Genomic DNA, 817 nt, shown 5'->3' on the forward strand with positions numbered 1-817 from the left:
AATTGAATTTCTTCATCAATCGACGAATTTTACTGCGGCACATCGGGGTGCGATTGTGAGCTAAATGCATCAATATTTGTCGCTGTCCTTTGGGCTTTTGACGGTAATTAAATGCCTCTAGGATTAAAGAAAAAGCCACTTGATCTTCACGTTCTCGCTTTTCAATATTCACCTGAGTAATCTTTTTCCATCGATAGTAGCCGCTTTTTGATACACCACAAAAACGACAGAGCGCTTCAATGGTCCACGTGTTAGTTGGGGATTCAAATGTCTCTTGAATCAGTCTAAAGTAGTGTCGTTTGGCTTCTCTTTCGGAAACATTCCCAAGTCGATGAGCCTCTTTTTTTTTAGAAATTTCACTTCAAACTTTAGTTTTTCAATTTCCTCATCCTTTTCAATCAATGATCGCGTGATACTGATTGGTTGGCCTGCCTGATTTAATTCGGGCTGGAAATCCTTCATGCTCCTTACAAAACTCCGTATCACATTACTTCCGAGGAGCGCTGGGTCAAGACCCAATGATAAAAATATATCCTTGGGTTTGTGGCCTTGTTGAGATAAACAATAAAACTCCTGTTTAAATGCATCACCATATTGAATTACATGCTCACTCACATTTTCTATATACGGTGATTGCTTCAATATTTCGACGACTTCTGGACTATATATTCCCATGATTACTCACCTTTCTTTTTGGTTCACTAAAAATTTCAACGTATGACGGATTGTCTACAAATATTTAGTCTTTATACCTTTGAGTCTACGATTATTATGACAGAAATAAACTTAGTTCACGAATGAAATGAGTGTGGCTCAG

At 37.9% G+C, this 817-nt stretch carries 1 protein-coding gene; it reads right to left on the minus strand.

Going from position 1 to position 817, the window contains the following annotated elements; translation table 11 throughout:
• Positions 1-279: 279 nt before the first annotated feature.
• Complete coding sequence (locus tag ACEN4N_RS11450) at positions 280-675, minus strand: HTH domain-containing protein (protein ID WP_407094265.1); 396 nt, start codon at positions 673-675, stop codon at positions 280-282.
• Positions 676-817: the final 142 nt, after the last annotated feature.

This window comes from Ruoffia sp. FAM 20857 (assembly GCF_045528645.1).
Lineage (GTDB): Bacteria > Bacillota > Bacilli > Lactobacillales > Aerococcaceae > Ruoffia > Ruoffia halotolerans.